The organism is Kosakonia sacchari SP1 (assembly GCF_000300455.3).
In the GTDB taxonomy this organism is placed as follows: domain Bacteria; phylum Pseudomonadota; class Gammaproteobacteria; order Enterobacterales; family Enterobacteriaceae; genus Kosakonia; species Kosakonia sacchari.
Genome location: NZ_CP007215.2, coordinates 2905231 through 2924474 on the forward strand (window position 1 = coordinate 2905231; position 19244 = coordinate 2924474).

Genomic DNA, 19244 nt, shown 5'->3' on the forward strand with positions numbered 1-19244 from the left:
TTTACACAGTTGATTCGGCGGTTATTAAACCAATCTCCGGGCAAAGGTGAAAAAACTGTGAGTAACCGGGTGATAAATGGTAAAAGTCAGCTTGCTATAACAGGGTTCGCAAGGAATAATGTTGCGGTTTTCCGTGTTGAATCTTGTTAAAACAAGTAAATGAGCGGAATGACCAGTTTTGCCTGTCCGATCATACACGCAGCAATGGCGTAAGACGTATTGAACTTTCAGGCAGTTAGCGGGCTGCGGGTTGCAGTCCTTACCGGTAGATGGAATCTTCTCTGGAGAGTTTTTCCCAGGCTGTTCCCCTGATAATTGCGCTGTGTTTTCCACAGGAAACACAGGCAACCGACACACTGCGCCTCTTTAGCGAGCGACAACCGTGAGGTTGGCGACGTGAATAGTCTCGAGGCCATCGGTTCTCCCCCGGAAAGGCGTTATCTTGCCCGCAGCTTAGTCGTCAATGTAAGAATAATGAGTAAGTTACGATGAAAAGAATGTTAATCAACGCAACTCAGCAAGAAGAGTTGCGTGTCGCACTTGTTGATGGACAACGCCTGTACGACCTGGATATCGAAAGCCCGGGACACGAGCAGAAAAAAGCGAACATCTACAAAGGTAAAATCACCCGCATTGAACCCAGCCTTGAAGCCGCATTCGTTGATTACGGTGCCGAGCGTCACGGTTTCCTCCCCCTCAAAGAGATCGCCCGCGAATACTTCCCCGCTAATTACAACGCGCATGGACGTCCGAACATCAAAGACGTACTGCGTGAAGGTCAGGAAGTTATCGTCCAGATTGATAAAGAAGAGCGCGGCAACAAAGGCGCAGCACTCACCACTTTTATCAGCCTTGCGGGCAGCTACCTGGTGCTGATGCCGAACAACCCGCGTGCGGGCGGCATTTCTCGTCGTATTGAAGGCGACGATCGCACCGAACTGAAAGAAGCGCTCTCCAGCCTGGAATTACCGGATGGTATGGGTCTTATCGTACGCACTGCAGGCGTGGGCAAATCCGCCGAAGCACTGCAGTGGGATTTGAGCTTCCGTTTGAAACACTGGGAAGCTATCCAGAAAGCCGCTGAAAGCCGCCCTGCTCCGTTCCTGATCCATCAGGAAAGCAACGTAATTGTGCGCGCCTTCCGTGACTATCTGCGTCAGGATATCGGCGAAATCCTTATCGATAACCCGAAAGTGCTTGAGCTGGCTCGCCAGCATATCGCTGCGCTGGGTCGTCCGGATTTCAGCAGCAAAATTAAACTGTACACTGGGGAAATCCCGCTGTTCAGCCATTACCAGATTGAGTCGCAGATTGAATCCGCTTTCCAGCGTGAAGTCCGTCTGCCGTCCGGTGGTTCTATCGTTATTGACTCCACCGAAGCGCTGACCGCGATCGATATCAACTCCGCTCGCGCAACGCGCGGTGGCGATATTGAAGAGACCGCCTTTAACACGAACCTGGAAGCGGCAGATGAGATCGCTCGCCAGTTGCGTCTGCGTGACCTGGGTGGCCTGATTGTTATCGACTTTATTGATATGACCCCGGTGCGCCACCAGCGTGCGGTGGAAAACCGCCTGCGTGAAGCGGTGCGTCAGGATCGTGCGCGTATTCAGATCAGCCATATTTCCCGCTTCGGCCTGCTGGAGATGTCCCGCCAGCGTCTGAGCCCGTCGCTGGGCGAATCCAGCCATCATGTCTGCCCGCGTTGTAGCGGCACCGGCACCATCCGTGATAACGAATCCCTGTCGCTGTCGATTCTGCGTCTGATTGAAGAAGAAGCGCTGAAAGAAAACACCCAGGAAGTGCATGCGATTGTGCCGGTTCCGGTCGCGTCATATCTGTTGAACGAAAAACGTGCCGCGGTAAGCGCTATCGAAGCCCGTCAGGGTGGCGTCCGCTGCGTGATCGTGCCAAACGACCAGATGGAAACGCCGCACTACTCCGTGCTGCGCGTGCGTAAAGGCGAAGAGACGCCAACGCTGAGCTATCTGCTGCCGAAACTGCACGAAGAAGAGATGGCGCTGCCGTCTGAAGAAGAGTACGCCGAGCGTAAGTTACCTGAACAACCAGCACTGGCTACTTTCGTTATGCCAGACGTTCCGCCAGCACCACAAGCACCGGCCGCGAGCGCGAGCCAGGCGCAACCTGCCGCAACACCAGCAGCAGCGCCAGGCCTGCTTAGTCGTTTCGTCTCTGCACTGAAAGGCTTGTTCGCGAGTGAACCTGCTCCGGCGCCGGTTGAAGTAAAAGAAGAGAAAAAAGACGAGAAGCAAGAGCGTCAGCAGGATCGCCGTAAATCACGCCAGGGCAACCGCCGCGATCGTAATGACCGCCGTGACAACCGCAGTGAGGGCAACGAGGCGCGCGAAAGCCGTGATAACCGCGAAGGTCGCGAAGAGAATCGTCGTAACCGTCGTGAGAAATCACAGCAAAACGCTGAAGCCCGTGAATCTCGCCAGCCGGCCGCTGTTGATGAAACAGAAAAAGCGAAATCGCGTGACGAGCAGCAGCAACCACGCCGTGAGCGTAACCGTCGTCGTAACGATGATAAACGCCAGGCACAGCAGGATGTCAAAGAGCTGAACCGCGATGAACAACCTGCTCAGGAAACTGAACAGGAAGAGCGCGTGCAGGTCATGCCGCGTCGTAAACAGCGTCAGCTCAGCCAGAAAGTACGTATTGGTGGTGATAACAACATAGAAACCCGCGTTGAAGAAACCACCGCACAGGACGTCGCAGTACAAAACACGCAACTGGCGAAAGTCGATCTGCCAGCAGTGGTTGAAACCGCACCGGTACAGGAACAGGATGAAAACGCTGAAGCACGCGAAAACGCGATGCCGCGCCGTTCACGCCGTTCTCCGCGCCACCTGCGCGTGAGTGGTCAGCGTCGCCGTCGCTACCGTGATGAACGCTATCCGCTGCAATCTGCCATGCCGTTGACCGTCGCCTGTGCGTCACCGGAAATGGCGTCCGGTAAAGTGTGGATCCGCTACCCGGTTCCGCGCCAGCAGGAAGAGCAGCAGACTCAGGAACTGGCCGTTGAAAACACCGCCGCCCCTGAGCAGGAGATCGCTCCGGCTATGGCTGAAGCACAACTGGTTGCGCATCAGCAAGCGGACGTTGTTGAGCCGCAGGCGACGGTTGAAAATGCCGAGCCGGTAGTGGTTGAACCGCAAGCCGCGGTTGAAGCACCGCAGCCGGTTGCCGTTGAAACCACCCACCCGGAAGTCATCGACACGCCGGTGGATGAACAACCGCAGCTGATTGCTGAAGAAGATCGAACTGTTGCGCAGGAAGTAGCTGAAGAAGCCGAACCCGCACAGCAGGAAGTCGCGTCAGTAGCAGAAACACCAGCCACTGATGCGGTAGAGGAAACAGCCGAAGAAACGGCTGCGCCAGTTGTTGCCGATCCGGTGAAAGCGCCGGTAGTAGCGCACGTTGCTCCGGTAGCACGCAAAGTGGCTACCGCGCCAATGACCAAAGCGCCAGCGCCTGCCTATGTGCCGGACGCGCCGCGTCACAGTGACTGGGTACGCCCGCACTTCGTCTTCGAAGGTAAAGGTTCTGCGGGTGGCCACAGCGCCACGCACGCCGCGACCGCGCCCGCGACGAAACCGCCAGTTGCTGAGTAATTCACAGGCAGTAAAAAGCCGACCCTCGGGTCGGCTTTTTTATGCCTGCCGCACAGGATGGCGCATACCGCCAAGCCCCGGCATCACTTCACGCATCAGTTGTAAAAATTTCCGCAACCGCGCGGGATAATAGCGCGCCCACGGATAAACCAGGTGAACCGGCAGCGGCGCGGCCTGCCACTGCGGCAACAGCGCTACCAGCTTGCCACTGCGCAGCTCCTCTTCCACCGCCCAGCTGGAAATCAATGTCACGCCCAGCCCGCCAATGGCGGTATTGCGGGCCGCATACAGGCTGTCGGTATAAAGCCGTGGTGCAATCGCCACCTGCTCCGTATCACTGCTTTGCAGATGGCTAAGATGAATTTCATGCTGGTAGAACGTACTGAGCGCAATCCACGGCAGCGCGGAGAGCTGCTGCGGTGTGTCAACAGCGGGAAAGCGCGCCAGCAACGTCGGTGACGCCACGATAGATCTGGGAACTTCTGCCAGCAGTACCGATACCGTTGCCGGATCCACTTCAGCCCCAACGCGAATGGCGCAATCGATGTTGGCACTGAGAAAATCAACATTCTTGTCATTGAGCATCCATTCAACGGAGAGTTGCGGATGGCGTTCAAGAAACTGGGTCAACGGACCGAGCAGTTGTTCCTGACCAAAAGCATGCGGCGCGCGCACGCGCAAAATCCCCACCGGCTCGTCGTCGGACTGGCTCAGTTCGTCTTCCAGCGCCACCCAGGCATCCGCAACGCGCTTTGCATGCTGGTAGCAGCGTTCGCCATCATCCGTCAGCTTCATCGCATGGGTGGTGCGCAAGAGCAACTTAACGCCAAGCAGCGACTCCAGCGACTGCAAACGACGGCTGACCGTCGCCTGAGTCGTATCGAGCTGGCGTGCCGCCGCCGACAGCGACCCGGCCTCCACGATACGGATGTAGGTCCGCATCAAATCCACCCTATCTATACGCTCTTGCCGTTTCATTATTATCTTACCTATACGTTTCACGTATAACCGTTTTACCACTCCGCTGGCTACCGCGCCATGCCCGGCTGCGTAAAAATGGCCTCACTTCGTTATTCACACCAAACGTTCCTGGGGAACCTGTTATGAACCGTCATTCTCTTTCGTCAGATGTTGTTGGCTGGGTCATTTTTGCCCTCGCGCTCGGCGCCGGATTCAGCGTCGCGGCTATTTACTATTCGCAACCGCTGTTGCCATTAATGGGCAGCGACCTGCACTTAACCGTCAACGGTATGGGCCTGGTTCCGACGCTCACCCAGGCCGGTTATGCGCTGGGTATTTTGTTTCTGCTGCCGCTGGGCGACCGCCATGACCGCCGCCGTCTGATCCTGTTTAAAAGCGCGGCACTGGCGCTGCTGTTACTGGCCTGTAGCCTGACCAGCCATCTGCCTTCATTGCTGATTGTCAGCCTGTTACTGGGCATGGCCGCAACGATGGCGCAGGATATTGTCCCGGCGGCGGCTATTCTCGCACCGGCGGGCAAACAGGGGAAAATGGTCGGCACGGTGATGACCGGTTTACTGCTCGGGATCCTGCTTTCCCGTACCGTCAGCGGCTTTGTCGGCGCGGCATTCGGCTGGCGTATCATGTACCAGCTTGCCGCAGTCAGCATTGCGCTGATTGGTGTGCTGATGTGGTCGGTGCTGCCGCGCTTTGCGACGCACTCCACGCTGAGCTACCCGGCACTGATGAAATCAATGGCGCACCTGTGGCAACGCTATCCGGCACTGCGCCGCGCCGCTTTCGCCCAGGGCTTTTTATCCATTGGGTTTAGCGCGTTCTGGTCAACCCTTGCGTTGATGCTGCTGGAAAAATATCAGTTCGGCAGCGCAGTAGCGGGGACTTTCGGTATCGCCGGTGCGGCAGGTGCGTTAGCGGCACCGCTGGCAGGTGGCCTGGCAGATAAAGTGGGCGCCGAAAAAGTCACACAGTTAGGCGCGGGTCTGGTGACGATTTCTTTCGCCCTGATGTTCCTGCTGCCGGTACTGCCGCCGCATGGTCAACTGGCACTGATTGCCCTCTCGGCGGTAGGCTTCGACCTGGGTCTGCAATCCAGTCTGGTTGCTCACCAGAACCTGGTTTACGGTCTTGAACCGCAAGCGCGCGGTCGTCTGAATGCGCTGCTGTTTACCGGTGTGTTCATTGGCATGGCGCTGGGATCTGTGCTGGGCAGTAAACTGTACTCCGTCGCGTCATGGCAGGGTGTGGTGGTGCTGGCAACGGTGTCGGGTCTGGTTGCCCTGCTGATTCGCCTGTTCGACGCCCGTCAACTCCAGCAAGCTGCGCAGAAAGCGTAGGATAAAAAAAAGCCCGCTCCGGGGTGATGGAGCGGGCATACCGAACATGCCCAGTTTCAAGACATGCTCAAAATGAAAACATTACTTATTCATCTGGAACAGCGACAGACCCTGCATATCGGTGAACGCTTTATAGGATGCTTGCAGCGCGGCTTGTTGCATGGTGTAAGACGAAATCACCGAGTTCCAGTCCACGTCGATCAAATCACTCTTCTGCTGTTTCAGCGCAACCGTACGGTCATCGCCCAACGCATCGAGGGTGTCCAGTTCGTTCAACTGCGTACCCAGTTCAGCACGAACAGTCGACACGTTGTTCAGGGAGTTACCCAGACCACGGCTGGTTTTATCCACTACTGCCTGCGCTGCCGCTTTGGCTGTTTCATCACCCGCGACCGGGGTTTTCAGTGCGGTAATCGCCGTATCGAGCATTTTGAACAGATCGGTTTCCGAGGTACCCGGCAGGCCGGTAGCCGGATCAATCGGTTCTGGCGTGGCGTTGCTGCTGATATGGTTGAAAACTTCAGTGCCCGTATGTGCAATAACCATGGTACGCGAGGCGTCAACCTGCTGGGAAATCGCCTGGTTACCACCGCTATATGTGCCCGTGGCATCATACGGCGCGCTTTCCGTTTTATAGCCGCCAAAGATATAGCGGCCGTTACCGTCGGTACTGTTCGCAAGGTTCAGCAGCTGATCGCGGTAGCCCTGCAACTCGGTTGCCAGAGAAGCGCGGTCATCATCACTCAGCGAACCGTTGCCCGCTTTAACAATGGTGCCTTGTGCGCCAGTGATAGCTAACGTCACCTGCTGCAATACGCTCTCTTCCAGCGACACTTTCTGCTTGGCGAAAGTACGCGCTGTCTCATACTGGGTGTTTTGCGCCTGCGCCTGCGAAATCACCACGGCCTGCGAAGCGGCAATGGGATCGTCCGACGGGCGGTTAACTTTCTGCCCGGTCGCCATTTGCTCGCCGTAACCCAACCACGCGCTCTGCGAGTTGGTCACGCCGCGCATGCTTTGTTCGTACATCATTTGAGTACTGATACGCATTTTTCACCCCTTACTTAGCGAATGCCGAGCAGCGCATCAAACAGCGTGCTTGCAGTTTGTAAAACCTGAGCGTTCGCCAGGTAATATTGTTGATAACGCTGCAGGTTACCGTACTCTTCATCGAGGTTAACCCCGGAGATGGACTGCTGCTGCTTGGTCAATTGCGTCACCACGTTCGTCTGCGTGGTGGAACTGGTTTTCAGCGTCGAGGTTTTGTTACCCACATCGCTGACCAGCGTGGCATACGCATCGTTAAACGTTTTGTTGCCGCCGACGACTTTCGCGCTTTGCAGATTCAGCATCGCCTGGCCGTTGCGGTTATCACTCGCACCGGAACCGGCGACAGAAGCCATGGCGATTTTCGACTCATCGGTAATCGCCACGCTCATATTCACAATCGCATTGCTCACCGGACGAACGGTAAAGCTGTCGTTGGCTTTCGGGCCAGTGGTGGCGTTAATGCTAACTTTCAGACCGTCGAAATTCAGCGTGCCATCGGAAGGATCTGGCGTCACGGTGGTAGTGGTATTGTTGGACAGTCGGGTGACTTTCCAGTTCGTCCCATCGTATGCCACTTTATAATCCGTCGCCTGCACCGCTGTGCTATCGCTGACCGCTGCGGTCAGTACGGCATCACCGGTGTTCTTGGAGTTGCTGGTGGTTGATGGCGCGCCAATGGTAAAGAATTGGCCGCCTTGAGTACCATCCGCATCGAAACCCTGTTCATGTTGTTTGTTGAACGCATCAGCAAACGACAGCGCCAGTTGTCCAAGCGTATTACGCGCCTGGTCAAGATCCTGCGAACGGAACGACAGCAAACCGCCCAGCGAACCGGTGGTGATCAGTTTTTCCGGGATCTCAATATTGCCTGCGGTTTTGTCAACATACGCCACGGCCGTACGTGCCGGATCGGCGCTGGACTGGACGGCCGCCAACTGGCGCGCATCGCTGCCCTGCACCAGAGAGTAACCATCACCCATGCTGATGTTGTAGGTGTTGCCATCCTGGACGCTGACTTCAACACCGACAATTTTATTCAGTTCGCTGACCAACTGGTCGCGCTGATCGAGCAGGTCGTTCGGGGAAGCCCCACCACCTACCGCGGTCAGACGGGAAATTTGATCGTTAAGTTTGGCAATTTGCGTGGAGTAGTTGTTGATCTGATCAACACTTGAAGAGATCGACAGGTTTACCTGTTTATCCTGATCACGCAGGTACTGGTCGGCCACTTTGAACTGGTTAACCAGACCGTCCGCTTTACCCAGCATTGCCTGACGGGATGACGGATCAGAGGCGTTACTTACCAGCGTTTGCAGGCTGGAAAAGAAGCTCTGCAGGCTGGTTGACAGTGAGTTAGTGGTATCCGACAGCACATCGTCAATTTTTGACATCTGCTGGTAACGCGTGGTCAAACCGCTGTTCTGGTTTTCCGCTGCACGCAGCTGATTAGTAATAAAGGCGTCATACTCACGCTGAACACCGGTAACGAGTACACCGTTACCCACCCAGCCGCCACCGGTCAGGGTACTGTTGCCTGAGGTGAGCACCGTCGTCTGACGGGTATAACCCGCTACGTTATAACTGGCAATGTTATTACTGGCGGTATTAAGCGCGGCCTGGGCTGCGTTGAGCCCACTCATGGCGCTGTTAATCAAACTGGACATGGAGGTTCCTTATACACTTTCAGACATGAGTCCTGTTGACGATTATCGGCAACCCAGGGCAAAACTTGAGATATTTCAGAACAGATTTTGGATATCCGTGCTGTAGGCTTTACTGACCTTTTCACCCATCGATTTAAGCTGTTGGATCATGCTGGTCAGCTTACGGGCGTAGTTAGGATCGGTCGCATAGCCGGCGTTCTGCAACGCCTGCGCGCCCTGCTCCGCCGTCGCGGCAGTGGTCACCGCCGAGTAACGTTTATTACGCGTCAACATACCCACATAATCGGAGAGCGCTTCAAGGTACGAGCTGTAAACGCGGAACTTGGCTTTCACCTTCACCGCTTCGCCGTTTTCATATTCTGTCGTCGTGATTTCCGTGGTCGGCCCTTTCCAGCCAGGCGTGGCTTTAACACCAAAAATGTTAAAGCTCGGCTCACCGTTTTCACGCGGGATCTGGCGCTGGCCCCAGCCAGATTCCAGCGCAGCTTGCGCGAGGATCAGGTGGTGCGGAACGCCGCTCTGCTCACTGGCAAGACGCGCCGGCAGTGAAAGCTGGGCAAGGAAGTCTTTGCTGTCGCCGGTTAACGGCTCGTCGCCGTCCTCCGGCACTTTTGGCATCGCTTTGCGCACCAGCTGTGTCAGCGCCTGGTTTTGATAGGAGGTCACGGTTTCCAGCGGGAACTTCATCGGCACCTGCTGCATCTGATCGGCAGGCTCTACAGGCGCCTGATCGCCCGCCATCTGCTTAACCATCATATCGGCCAGGCCAAGGCCTTTGCCCGCGGTCATCTGTTGTGCAATTTGCTGGTCATACATGCTGGTGTACAGCCGCGTTGAATCACTGCTGAAAATACCGTCTTTCGGTAACGCTTCGCGCATGCTTTTCAGCATCATCTGCACGAACATCCCTTCCATCTGGCGGGCAACCGGGCGCAGATTCGCGCCAGGATCCTGCCGGGTTTGCGCCTTCAGTTCATTCAGTGATTGCGCGTCCCATGCCGCGCTCGTCAACAGTCGGCTGTCAGTCAACATTAGATGATCTCCAGTTTCGCACGCAGGCAGCCTGCGCTTTGCATCGCCTGAAGGATGGACATCAGTTCCATCGGGGAAGCACCGAGCGCGTTAAGCGCGCGGACTACGCTGTTCAGGTTGGCGCTGGAACGGACGCTTTGCAGCGAGCCGCCACTCTGGCGCAAATCAATCTGCGTTTGCGGTGTCACCACCGTCTGACCGCCGCCGAATGGCGTATTCGGCTGGCTCACGTTGGCCTGCTGATTCACCGTCACCGACAGGTTACCCTGCGCGACGGCACAGTTATCCAGCGCCACTTCGCGGTTCATCACCACCGAGCCAGTACGCGAGTTAATAATGACTTTCGCATCCTGCTGCGTAACGCCGACTTCCATATTCTGGATGTCTGCCAGCAAACGGACCTGCGAGCTGCCGCCGTTAGAAACGCGGATCTGCACGGTACGCGCATCCAGCGCGGTCGCGCTGCCGTAACCACGGTTACGGTTGATGGTGTCGGCAATCTGCTGCGCCATGCTGAAATCTTCCTGGTTCAGCTGCAGGTTAATGGTGTTACCTGCGCCAAACTGGGTCGGCAATTCACGCTCGATGACCGCACCGTTAGTGATACGCCCACCGTTAAGCTGGTTAACCTGCACACTGCTGCCGCCTGCGGAAGCACCTGCGCCGCCGACCAGAATGTTACCCTGCGCCAGCGCATAAACCTGGCTGTCAACGCCCTTCAGCGGCGTCATCAGCAGCGTACCGCCGCGCAGGCTTTTCGCGTTACCCATTGAGGAGACCACCACATCGATGGTCTGCCCCTGGCGTGCAAACGCCGGGAACTGCGCGGTGACCATCACCGCCGCCACGTTTTTCAGCTGCATGTTGGTGCCGGTAGGAACCGTAATCCCCATCTGCGACAACATGTTGTTTAAAGTTTGAGTAGTAAATGGCGTCTGGGTCGTCTGGTCACCTGTACCATCAAGCCCCACGACCAGGCCATAACCAATTAAGGAGTTTTCACGTACGCCCTGTACACTGGTGAGATCCCGGATACGGTCAGCCTGGGCGAAGGTCGCCACCAGCGCTAACACGATACCAGTCAAATACTTAGACATAATTCACCCCGGTTACATCGGCGATAAGTTGAGGAAGAAACGTTGCAGCCAGCCCATGTTCTGCGCTTCGTTGATGTAGCCGTTGCCGACATACTCGATGCGCGCGTCCGCCACCTGTGTGGACGGAACCGTGTTGCTGCCGCTGATGGTGCGTGGGTTCACGACACCTGAGAAGCGGATGAATTCAGTGCCCTGGTTGATGGCTATCTGTTTTTCACCCACCACATGTAAATTGCCATTGATCAGCACCTGATCGACCGTCACGGTCAGCGTGCCGCTAAAGGTATTGCTGGCATTGGCGCCACCTTTGCCGTTAAAGGTATTACCGCCGGAAGCAGAGAGATCGGCACGGGAATTACCAAACAGACCTTCCAGGTAGCGCGGCGTGGTATCCATGCCGAAACTGGCCTTGCTGTCACGGCTGGCATTTGCCGACGAGCTCTTACTGGCACTGACGTTCTCTTGCAGAACAATCGTCAGCGTATCGCCCACGTTACGCGGACGGCGGTCTTCAAACAGTGGCTGATAGCCGTAGTTTATCGGCTGCGCAGTCTGATAAATCGATCCATTTACCATCGGCACCGGTCCCGGAATCGGCTGAGCGGTGGTCGCCCCCTGAACCAACGGCGTTGATGGAACCCAGGCACATCCCGTCAGGGTTAATGCCACTAAAGCCATAATCGGATAGCTGCGCACGGCGTATTTTTGCATTGCATTCATCTTCGAAATCAGGGTTCCGGTGCGGCATTTACCGCACCGGATAACGCCTTAGAGTTGCGTCAGTTTTTGCAGCATCTGATCGGTGGTCGATACTGCCTTACTGTTAATTTCGTAAGCGCGCTGAACCTGGATCATATTCACCAGCTCTTCCGCCACGTTTACGTTCGAGGTTTCCACAAACCCCTGATACAGCATCCCCGCACCGTTCAGCCCCGGCGTCGTGGAGTTTGGCGCGCCAGACGACTGCGTTTCCGCGTACAGGTTTTCACCAAGACTTTCCAGACCGGTGTCATTCATAAAGGTGGTCAGGTTTAACTGGCCAACCTGAACCGGCGCGGCGTTACCTTGCTGCGTCACACTGACCACGCCGTCGCGGCCAATGGTGATGCTCAGAGTGTTCGCCGGAATGGTGATCGCAGGCTGCACCTGGAAACCACCCGCCGTTACCAGCTGGCCGTTCTGGTCGACCTGGAAGGAACCATCGCGGGTATACGCCGAGGTACCGTCCGGCAGCAGTACTTCAAAGAAGCCCTGCCCTTTGATCGCCACATCTTTACTGTTGTTGGTCTGAGACAGATTGCCCTGGCTGTGCAGACGCTCGGTGGCTACCGGACGAACACCGGTACCGATCTGCAAACCCGAAGGCAGCGTTGTTTGTGCTGAAGACTGTGCGCCAGGCTGACGAATTGTCTGGTACAGCAAATCTTCAAATACCGCGCGCTGGCGCTTAAAACCATTGGTACTGACGTTCGCCAGGTTGTTGGCGATGACATCCATATTGGTTTGTTGGGCGTCGAGGCCGGTTTTTGCGATCCATAATGAACTGATCATAAGTAGTCCTGTTTAATTAGCCCATTGACAGCAATTGGTTGGCGCGCTGGGCGTTATCGTCGACGCTGCTGATGACTTTCATCTGCATTTCGAAACGACGGGCGCTGGCGATCATGTTGGTCATCGCGGCAACCGGCTTGACGTTACTGCCCTCCAGCACACCTGACATCACGCGAATAGACGGGTCGTCCTGCAATGTCGTACCACGGGTCGCTTGTGCGGTCTGGCTCAGACGGAACAGCCCGTCATCACCGCGCACCACTTCCTGCGCATTCGCTTTCACCAGCTTCAACTTGCCGACCGGCGCGATAGTATTCGCCGGATCGCCAGGGTTCAGCGATGAAATCGTACCGTCAGCCGCGATACTAATTTGCGAACCTTCCGGTACCGAAATCGGGCCGCCGTCGCCAATCACCGGATGCCCCTGAATGGTCAACTGGCCGGTTGAACTCACCTGGATATTACCGTTACGGGTATATCCTTCTGAGCCGTCCGCCGTTTGAACTGCCAGCCAACCATCCTGCTGCAACGCCACGTCCAGCGGACGCGAGGTGTAGTCAAGTTGCCCAGGCGTCATATCGGCGCCAGGCGTAGAAGCCACTACCAGCGTACGGGTAGGCAGTGAAAGCCCTTCTACCGGTACCGCGCGCAGCGCATTAAGCTGCGCGCGAAAGCCTGGCGTGGACGCATTCGCGAGGTTGCTGGCGGTGACAGCCTGCTGATTCAGCGTCTGGCTGGCTGCGCCCATCGCGGTGTATATTGCGTGATCCATTAAGCCATCCCGTCAGACGATTAACGCAGGTTAACCAGCGTGTTAAGGATCTGATCCTGGGTTTTGATGGTCTGCGCGTTCGACTGATAGTTACGCTGCGCGACAATCATGTTCACCAGTTCTTTACTCAGATTCACGTTTGATGCTTCCAGTGCGCCGTTGGTCAGCTTACCGAAGTTGCCGGAACCCGCTGTACCCACGATAGCAACGCCGGAAGCGGTGGTCGCAGACCAGACGTTATCCCCTTCGGATTTCAGGCCTTCGTTGTTAGCAAAGTTCGCCAGCACGATCTGACCCAGCACCTGCGTTTTCTCGTTGGAGTAGCTGCCCACCACGGTACCGTCATCGTTGATGGCGTAGCTCACCAGTGATCCTGGCGGGTAACCATCCTGGTCAACAGAGGCTGCGCCGCTGCTGCCGGTGTTCTGCTGCATGGAGTTCAGGAAGCTCAGCGAGTAAGTGCTGGCAGCAGAACCATTAAGGCTGGCCAGCGCGATATTGATCTGCGGCTGCGCGTTCGGTGCAGCGTTCAGGTTCCAGGTACGCGGCGTAGTAGCCGGCAGCACTTCGGTGTAGTTAGTCACGGAAGTGAGCGTACCGTTGGAGCTGAACGACATCTGCGCGGCTTTTTCATAAGAAGAGCCGGAGATGCTGGAGTCTTTGGTGTAGACATCCCAGGTGTTAGCGGCGGTTTTAACGAAATAGCAGTCAACCGCATGTTCGTTACCCAGGCTGTCGTAAGACGTTACCGTGGTTTTTTTGTTGTAGGTATCCGAGTTAGTCGGATCGAACGGTGTCGTCGTCGGAATGGTCGCCGTCGAGTTCAGGTTCATCGGCATCGTCGCCGTGGTGGTGGCACGCGCCGACATCACGGTCGTTGGGATGTTAATCGTCGTTGGGTTAGCACCGGTCTGCACGACAGGCGGTGTACCCGCAACCGGGTAACCGGTCAGTTGCATACCCTGCATGTTGACCAGGTTGCGGTTCTCATCCAGTTTGAACTGGCCGTTACGGCTGTAATAAACAGAACCGTTGGTATCAACCATGCGGAAGAAACCGTTCTGGCTAATCGCCACGTCCAGACCACGACCGGTGTTGGTCGTTGTACCGTCGGTAAAGTCCTGAGTGATACCAGCAACTTTTACGCCCAGACCCACTTTAGAACCGGCAAACATATCGGCGAAGGACGCAGAGCCGGATTTAAAGCCATAGGTGGCGGAGTTGGCAATGTTGTTACCAATGACATCGAGGTTGGTGGCCGCAGCATCTAGGCCGCTGACCGCTTGTGAAAAGGCCATGACTTACTCCTGATAAGTGTTTTGGCTTAGATAATCTGCCGTACTTCGTCGAGTGTGGTGGTACCGTAAGTACCTAAATCCAGTGTGCTACCGTTGCTGCCGCGGGTAACACCTTGCACCAGTGCAAACTGCAGCGGCTGGGCAACCAGCTGTGTTGCGCCAGAGCTGGCGGCGATAGAGACTTTATAAGAGCCATCGGGTGCCGCTGTTCCATCCGTCATCTTGCCGTCCCAACTGAAGGTGTGGACACCGGCAGTCAGCGAGCCAATATCGATAGTGCGCACCACGGTACCGTCTTTGCTGGTCACGGTAGCGGTCACTTTATCGGCGGCTTGCGTTAGTTCCACGCCAAACGGCGTTGAAGTTTCTTTACCCACCAGAATGGTCTGTCCCGGGATCATCACGCCATGCCCAATCAGGCTTGCTGCCTGCAGTGACTGGCTGTTGTCGATCTGTCCGGAAATCGAACCGAGGGTGGTGTTCAGTTTTTCAATCCCGCTCACGGTGCTGATTTGCGCCAACTGAGTGGTCAGTTCGTTGTTCTGCAGCGGGTTAGTCGGGTCCTGGTTTTTCAGTTGCGCGACCAGCAGCGTCAAAAAGCTGCCTTGCAGGTCGGATGCACTGTTTGTCCCGGTTGTGCTGGTGTTGTTACTGGTTGAGGAGACACCGTTATTTGTCGGGTCATCCACTCTTACGGCGATAGACATGCGCGTCTCCTTTACTGTCCGAGCGTGAGGGTTTTGAGCATCATGCCCTTAACGGTATTAAGCACTTCAACGTTCGCCTGGTAGCTGCGGGACGCAGACATGGTGTTCACCATTTCGCCGACCACATCAACATTGGGCATTTTGACGTAGCCATTCGCGTCAGCCAGCGGGTTACCTGGTTCGTAAACCAGTTTGTCCGGTGCCTGGCTCTCAATCACATCAGCAACTTTTACACCGCCGGTCGCTTGCCCGGGCGCAGCATCCACCTGGAACACAACCTGCTTAGCGCGATACGGCTGACCATCGGGCCCGGTCACGCTGTCGGCGTTCGCCATGTTACTGGCGGCCACGTTCAAACGTTTGGACTGCGCGGTCAGCGCGGAGCCTGCGACATCAAAGATATTCAGTAATGCCATTTAATTAGTTCCCCTGTTGCAGAACACTCATCATGCTTTTGATCTGCCCACCCAGCACGGTCAGGCCGGTCTGGTATTTAACGCTGTTGTCAGCGAACTGCGTACGTTCCCGATCCATATCCACGGTGTTGCCATCCAGCGAGGGCTGATCCGGAATGCGGTACAACAAATCGGTAGACGGTCCGCTCATCGCCTGCGCCGGAATATGGCGCGAAGAGGTCATGGTCAACGCCACGCCACTGCCTTCAGCACGCCCACGCTCCATGACTTTTTTCAATTCGCTGGCGAAATCAATATCGCGCGCCTGAAACCCCGGGGTATCGGCGTTGGCGATGTTTGCCGCCAGAATTTCCTGACGCTGGGCGCTCAGGTTCAGCGCTTCTTGCTGGAAACGAAGTGCGGCATCAAGTTTATCGAGCATGGCTCCCCCACTGATGACAATTATTTAGCCAACAGCTTAAATCTCCGCTGACAAACTTATCGCTGGAATAAGGGCAAAATGCGTCGCTATTTATTGCGTTGATAGGTTGACCATGCGGTTAAAATCCCCTCAACCACTCAACAGGCAGGAGTCTGCGATGAACACGTTGAAAGGCGGTTTAGCCGCGACCTTACTGTTTTTAAGCGCCTTTGCTCAGGCCGCTGACTTGCAAGCACAGCTGACGTCATTTTTTGCTCAACGTCTTGCTGGCTTTAGCGACGAGGTAGTGGTAAATATACGCACCCCGCAAAATCTGTTGCCCAGTTGCGAGCAGCCAGCGCTGAGCGTGCTCGGGAACGCGAAACTGTGGGGGAACCTGAACGTGCTGGCGAATTGCGCAGGAGTGAAGCGCTATTTGCAGGTGGAAGTTCAGGCGACCGGTAACTATGTGGTGGCAGCGCAGTCCGTTGCCCGAGGCAGCCTGTTGCAGCCCGGCAGCGTAACGCTAAAACGCGGCCGTCTCGATCAGTTGCCGCCGAGAACGATGCTGGATATTACCCAGGCGCAGGATGCGGTCAGTTTGCGCGATCTTACCCCAGGCCAGGCGATTCAACTGTCAATGTTGCGCCAGGCGTGGCGGGTTAAAGCGGGTCAGCGTGTACAGGTCGTGGCGTCGGGCGATGGCTTTAGTGTGAACGGCGAAGGTCAGGCACTGAACAATGCGGCAGTGGCGCAAAACGCCCGTGTGCGCATGGCTTCAGGGCAGATTGTCAGCGGTACAGTGAACGCTGATGGGAATATTCTGATTAACCTATAATCTTTTTAAAGAATTCATGTCGCCTGCCGATAATTAAGCAACGACTAAAGATATCAGGCCCGAAACGCCGGGATACCTCGATGAGGACAACACTATGAGCATTGATCGCACATCGTCTTTAAAACCGGTTAGTTCCGTTCAACAGCGCGAAACTAACGAGACCCAAACGCAGAAAACGCGTCTGGAAAAAGCGGCTACGGCAAACAGCACCAGCGTGACCCTCAGCGGCGCGCAGACCAAGCTGATGCAGGCTGGCGCGAATGACATCAATATGGAACGCGTGGAACAGCTGAAAACCGCAATCCGTAATGGTGAACTGAAGATGGACACCGGCAAGATCGCCGATGCCCTGATTGATGAAGCGAAGAGTTACTTGCAGAGTAAATAACAGTATGAATCGACTGTCAGACATTCTTGATCAAATGACAGTTATCCTGAGCGCTCTTAAAGACGTGATGGATGCTGAGCAAAAACAGCTTTCCGTAGGTAACATTCAAAGCAGCGCACTGCAGCGTATCACGGAAGAAAAAAGCTCATTGCTCGCGACACTGGATTACCTGGAGCAACAGCGTCGTTCGACACAAAAAGCGCAACATAGCGCGAACGACGATATCGCCGATCGCTGGCAAACTATTACGCAGAAAACGCAGCATTTGCGCGACCTTAACCAGCACAACGGATGGCTGCTGGAAGGACAAATTGCGCGTAACCAGCAAGCGCTGGAACTGCTAAAGCCGCATCAGGAACCGAGCCTGTACGGCGCGAATGGTTATACCGCTTCCGCCAGCCGTGGCGGAAAGAAAATCTCGATTTAATAAGACCCGTCTTCTTTGCCAGGGATAATTCCCTGGCAATTTGCTTTTCTTTTTCTCGCTTCTACTTCGCTGAACAAACTTACGCTGTAGTCCGACGCGCGAACTCTTTCACTTTAAAGCCCAGCAGCGCAAGCGTGGCGAAATAGGCCATCACCCCTACCAGCACGACAGCCATCAACCGCAGCAGGCGATAGGGCATAGTGCCAGTTGACCACTCCGGCATGACATACAGCATGCCCACTAACGCCGCGGCCATCACCAACACCGCGATCACCAGACGCAGCAGGAAACTTGCCCAGCCCGGCTGCGGCGTAAAGATCTGCTGCTTACGCAACTGCCAGTAGAGCAACCCGGCGTTCAGACAAGCCGCCAGACCAATCGACAGCGACAACCCGGCGTGTTTCAGCGGCCCGATAAACGCAAGGTTCATCAATTGCGTCATCACCAGCGTGACAATGGCAATCTTCACCGGCGTTTTGATGTTCTGCCGCGAGTAGAAGCCTGGTGCCAGCACTTTCACCACGATAAGCCCCATAAGCCCCACTGAATAGGCGATGAGAGCGCGCTGCGTCATTAACGCATCAAATGCGGTGAATTTGCCGTACTGGAACAGCGAAACGATCAACGGTTTCGCCAGAATGCCGAGCGCCACGGCGCTGGGCAACGCCAGCAGAAAACAGAGCCGCAGACCCCAATCCATCAGGCGGCAATATTCGTCGTGGTTACCGCTGGCGAAACTTTTCGACAACGACGGTAACAGGATGGTACCAAGCGCCACGCCAAGCACGCCGGAGGGAAACTCCATCAGGCGATCAGCGTAATACATCCACGATACGGAACCAGAAACCAGAAACGACGCGAAAATGGTGTTGATGATAAGTGAGATCTGGCTGACCGAAACCCCAAGAATCGCCGGCCCCATCTGTTTGATCACCCGCATCGCCCCGGCATCTCGGAAGCTGATGCGCGGCAGCACCAGCATGCCGATTTTCTTCAGGTGCGGCAGCTGATACACCAGTTGCAGCACTCCGCCGACCGTAACGGCCCAGGCCAGCGCCAGTACCGGCGGATGAAAATAGGGAGCGGCAAACAGCGCAAAGCCAATCATGCTGATATTTAAGAACGTCGGCGCAAACGCCGGCACCGAAAAACGGTTCCAGGTATTAAGGATCGCCCCGGCCAGCGACGCCAGCGAGATCAGCAAAATATAAGGAAAGGTAATGCGCAGCAGCTGCGAGGTTAAGTTGAATTTATCCGCCGTATCGGCAAAACCCGGTGCGGTGACGAGGATCACCCACGGCGCCGCCAGCATCCCGGCCACGGTGACAATCGCCAGCGCCAGCGTCAGCAACCCGCAGACATAGGAGACAAAAACCCGCGTCGCATCTTCACCCTGTTTACTTTTGTACTCGGCGAGGATCGGCACAAAGGCCTGAGAAAACGCCCCTTCTGCAAAAATGCGGCGCAATAAATTCGGCAGTTTGAACGCCACGAAAAAGGCATCGGTCGCCATTCCCGCACCAAATACCCTAGCCACAATGGCATCGCGCGCAAAACCCAGCACGCGGGAAAACATCGTCATGGAGCTGACAGCCGCCAGCGATTTTAATAGGTTCATTCTGGTTTCCATAAGACACAACGCCTGCAATGCAGG

The 19244-nt window shown here is 55.9% G+C and carries 18 protein-coding genes; 5 read left to right on the plus strand and 13 right to left on the minus strand.

What is annotated here, in order from left to right; translation table 11 throughout:
* Positions 1 to 488 precede the first annotated feature (488 nt).
* Positions 489 to 3635: a ribonuclease E gene (gene rne / locus C813_RS36690; protein WP_017456415.1), complete on the plus strand. Its 3147-nt coding sequence runs from the start codon at positions 489 to 491 to the stop codon at positions 3633 to 3635.
* 39 nt (positions 3636 to 3674) lie between these two features.
* Here the strand turns inward: rne and C813_RS36695 are convergent, their stop codons facing one another.
* Positions 3675 to 4577 carry a LysR family transcriptional regulator gene (locus tag C813_RS36695; protein WP_407656209.1) on the minus strand — a complete coding sequence of 301 codons (903 nt, stop codon included), beginning with the start codon at positions 4575 to 4577 and terminating at the stop codon, positions 3675 to 3677.
* Between the two features lie 161 nt (positions 4578 to 4738).
* Between C813_RS36695 and C813_RS36700 the strand changes: the two genes are divergently transcribed.
* Complete coding sequence (locus tag C813_RS36700; protein WP_017456413.1) at positions 4739 to 5950, plus strand: MFS transporter; 1212 nt, start codon at positions 4739 to 4741, stop codon at positions 5948 to 5950.
* Between the two features lie 81 nt (positions 5951 to 6031).
* On the opposite strand, the gene flgL is transcribed toward C813_RS36700, so the two are convergent.
* The 11 genes from flgL to flgB form a co-directional block, all read right to left on the minus strand.
* The gene (gene flgL / locus C813_RS36705; protein WP_017456412.1) at positions 6032 to 7000 is read right to left on the minus strand and encodes a flagellar hook-associated protein FlgL; all 969 of its coding nucleotides are present in this window, start codon (positions 6998 to 7000) and stop codon (positions 6032 to 6034) included.
* Positions 7001 to 7014: 14 nt separating this feature from the next.
* Positions 7015 to 8664 (minus strand): flagellar hook-associated protein FlgK, encoded by a 1650-nt coding sequence (gene flgK / locus C813_RS36710; RefSeq protein WP_017456411.1) that lies wholly within the window; start codon positions 8662 to 8664, stop codon positions 7015 to 7017.
* Positions 8665 to 8739: 75 nt separating this feature from the next.
* Positions 8740 to 9696, minus strand: a complete 957-nt coding sequence (gene flgJ, locus C813_RS36715; RefSeq protein WP_017456410.1) for a flagellar assembly peptidoglycan hydrolase FlgJ — start codon at positions 9694 to 9696, stop codon at positions 8740 to 8742.
* Positions 9696 to 10793, minus strand: a complete 1098-nt coding sequence (locus tag C813_RS36720) for a flagellar basal body P-ring protein FlgI (RefSeq protein WP_017456409.1) — start codon at positions 10791 to 10793, stop codon at positions 9696 to 9698. Before C813_RS36720 ends, flgJ begins: the two co-directional genes overlap by 1 nt.
* Positions 10794 to 10805: 12 nt before the next feature.
* On the minus strand, positions 10806 to 11504 hold the full coding sequence (gene flgH / locus C813_RS36725) for a flagellar basal body L-ring protein FlgH (protein WP_040016541.1): 699 nt from the start codon (positions 11502 to 11504) through the stop codon (positions 10806 to 10808).
* Positions 11505 to 11561: 57 nt separating this feature from the next.
* Complete coding sequence (gene flgG, locus C813_RS36730; protein ID WP_017456407.1) at positions 11562 to 12344, minus strand: flagellar basal-body rod protein FlgG; 783 nt, start codon at positions 12342 to 12344, stop codon at positions 11562 to 11564.
* A 16-nt stretch (positions 12345 to 12360) separates the two neighbouring features.
* Positions 12361 to 13116, minus strand: coding sequence for a flagellar basal body rod protein FlgF (locus C813_RS36735; RefSeq protein ID WP_017456406.1), 756 nt, complete (start codon positions 13114 to 13116; stop codon positions 12361 to 12363).
* Between the two features lie 20 nt (positions 13117 to 13136).
* The gene (gene flgE, locus C813_RS36740) at positions 13137 to 14414 is read right to left on the minus strand and encodes a flagellar hook protein FlgE (protein WP_017456405.1); all 1278 of its coding nucleotides are present in this window, start codon (positions 14412 to 14414) and stop codon (positions 13137 to 13139) included.
* A gap of 26 nt (positions 14415 to 14440) precedes the next feature.
* Complete coding sequence (gene flgD, locus C813_RS36745) at positions 14441 to 15121, minus strand: flagellar hook assembly protein FlgD (RefSeq protein WP_017456404.1); 681 nt, start codon at positions 15119 to 15121, stop codon at positions 14441 to 14443.
* An 11-nt stretch (positions 15122 to 15132) separates the two neighbouring features.
* Entirely contained in the window at positions 15133 to 15537 is a 405-nt protein-coding gene (flgC, locus tag C813_RS36750; RefSeq protein ID WP_017456403.1) for a flagellar basal body rod protein FlgC, read from the minus strand.
* Positions 15538 to 15541: 4 nt separating this feature from the next.
* Positions 15542 to 15958 (minus strand): flagellar basal body rod protein FlgB, encoded by a 417-nt coding sequence (flgB, locus tag C813_RS36755; RefSeq protein ID WP_017456402.1) that lies wholly within the window; start codon positions 15956 to 15958, stop codon positions 15542 to 15544.
* 157 nt (positions 15959 to 16115) lie between these two features.
* Here flgB and flgA point away from each other — a divergent pair, with 157 nt between their 5' ends.
* From flgA to flgN, 3 genes are all read left to right on the plus strand, one after another.
* A complete protein-coding gene (gene flgA / locus C813_RS36760) occupies positions 16116 to 16775 on the plus strand; it encodes a flagellar basal body P-ring formation chaperone FlgA (protein WP_017456401.1) in 660 nt (219 codons plus the stop codon).
* 94 nt (positions 16776 to 16869) lie between these two features.
* Positions 16870 to 17163 carry a flagellar biosynthesis anti-sigma factor FlgM gene (gene flgM / locus C813_RS36765; protein ID WP_017456400.1) on the plus strand — a complete coding sequence of 98 codons (294 nt, stop codon included), beginning with the start codon at positions 16870 to 16872 and terminating at the stop codon, positions 17161 to 17163.
* A gap of 4 nt (positions 17164 to 17167) precedes the next feature.
* Positions 17168 to 17590, plus strand: coding sequence for a flagella biosynthesis chaperone FlgN (flgN, locus tag C813_RS36770; RefSeq protein WP_017456399.1), 423 nt, complete (start codon positions 17168 to 17170; stop codon positions 17588 to 17590).
* Positions 17591 to 17669: 79 nt separating this feature from the next.
* On the opposite strand, the gene murJ is transcribed toward flgN, so the two are convergent.
* A complete protein-coding gene (murJ, locus tag C813_RS36775; RefSeq protein WP_017456398.1) occupies positions 17670 to 19208 on the minus strand; it encodes a murein biosynthesis integral membrane protein MurJ in 1539 nt (512 codons plus the stop codon).
* Positions 19209 to 19244: the final 36 nt, after the last annotated feature.

Bases quoted from the DNA above. Each gene is read 5' to 3' on its own strand.
- rne (WP_017456415.1), top strand. From the start codon at position 489: ATGAAAAGAATGTTAATCAACGCAACTCAGCAAGAAGAGTTGCGTGTC.
- C813_RS36695 (WP_407656209.1), bottom strand. From the start codon at position 4,577: ATGCGGACCTACATCCGTATCGTGGAGGCCGGGTCGCTGTCGGCGGCG.
- C813_RS36700 (WP_017456413.1), top strand. From the start codon at position 4,739: ATGAACCGTCATTCTCTTTCGTCAGATGTTGTTGGCTGGGTCATTTTT.
- flgL (WP_017456412.1), bottom strand. From the start codon at position 7,000: ATGCGTATCAGTACTCAAATGATGTACGAACAAAGCATGCGCGGCGTG.
- flgK (WP_017456411.1), bottom strand. From the start codon at position 8,664: ATGTCCAGTTTGATTAACAGCGCCATGAGTGGGCTCAACGCAGCCCAG.
- flgJ (WP_017456410.1), bottom strand. From the start codon at position 9,696: ATGTTGACTGACAGCCGACTGTTGACGAGCGCGGCATGGGACGCGCAA.
- C813_RS36720 (WP_017456409.1), bottom strand. From the start codon at position 10,793: ATGTCTAAGTATTTGACTGGTATCGTGTTAGCGCTGGTGGCGACCTTC.
- flgH (WP_040016541.1), bottom strand. From the start codon at position 11,504: ATGCAAAAATACGCCGTGCGCAGCTATCCGATTATGGCTTTAGTGGCA.
- flgG (WP_017456407.1), bottom strand. From the start codon at position 12,344: ATGATCAGTTCATTATGGATCGCAAAAACCGGCCTCGACGCCCAACAA.
- C813_RS36735 (WP_017456406.1), bottom strand. From the start codon at position 13,116: ATGGATCACGCAATATACACCGCGATGGGCGCAGCCAGCCAGACGCTG.
- flgE (WP_017456405.1), bottom strand. From the start codon at position 14,414: ATGGCCTTTTCACAAGCGGTCAGCGGCCTAGATGCTGCGGCCACCAAC.
- flgD (WP_017456404.1), bottom strand. From the start codon at position 15,121: ATGTCTATCGCCGTAAGAGTGGATGACCCGACAAATAACGGTGTCTCC.
- flgC (WP_017456403.1), bottom strand. From the start codon at position 15,537: ATGGCATTACTGAATATCTTTGATGTCGCAGGCTCCGCGCTGACCGCG.
- flgB (WP_017456402.1), bottom strand. From the start codon at position 15,958: ATGCTCGATAAACTTGATGCCGCACTTCGTTTCCAGCAAGAAGCGCTG.
- flgA (WP_017456401.1), top strand. From the start codon at position 16,116: ATGAACACGTTGAAAGGCGGTTTAGCCGCGACCTTACTGTTTTTAAGC.
- flgM (WP_017456400.1), top strand. From the start codon at position 16,870: ATGAGCATTGATCGCACATCGTCTTTAAAACCGGTTAGTTCCGTTCAA.
- flgN (WP_017456399.1), top strand. From the start codon at position 17,168: ATGAATCGACTGTCAGACATTCTTGATCAAATGACAGTTATCCTGAGC.
- murJ (WP_017456398.1), bottom strand. From the start codon at position 19,208: ATGAACCTATTAAAATCGCTGGCGGCTGTCAGCTCCATGACGATGTTT.